The sequence below is a fragment of the Yersinia thracica genome (assembly GCF_902170565.1).
In the GTDB taxonomy this organism is placed as follows: domain Bacteria; phylum Pseudomonadota; class Gammaproteobacteria; order Enterobacterales; family Enterobacteriaceae; genus Yersinia; species Yersinia thracica.
In genome coordinates this window covers 1-431 of the sequence record NZ_CABHXX010000127.1, presented here as the reverse complement: position 1 = coordinate 431, position 431 = coordinate 1, and the positions used below count along the sequence as shown (strand labels likewise).

Sequence of the window (431 nt, the reverse complement as noted above, 5' to 3'; positions counted from 1 at the left end):
GGCAGCATCGGCCCGATATTTGATAAAGAGAAAGAGCAAAACCGCCTCAAAGAAGCACAGCTGATTGGTGAGATAGGTGGTCAGGTCAGTGATATCGTGCGTACGCAGGGCAAAATAGCGGAAGAAAAAGCGCTGAAAGACCCGGTTGCTATTCAGGCGGCGAAAGAGGCGTTGGCCCAAAAAGGTAACCTGACGCCGACGGAAGAACAACTGACCAACCAGATACGCAATACCGCCATGGCCCCTTACGGCACTGGCAGCGCGTTGCAACAGGGAATACAGGCGGCAACCGCCGCTATCCAGGGTCTGGCTGGCGGGAATATGGCACAAGCGCTGGCAGGTGCCTCCGCGCCGTATCTTGCTGAAGTGATTAAGAAAAGCACCGGCGATAATCAAGCGGCCAATGCCATGGCACACGCCGTATTGGGTGC

At 55.7% G+C, this 431-nt stretch carries 1 pseudogene; it reads left to right on the top strand.

Going from position 1 to position 431, the window contains the following annotated elements:
- Window positions 1–431 (top strand): annotated as a pseudogene (locus tag FTA91_RS17470) (VENN motif pre-toxin domain-containing protein); the annotation flags it as partial.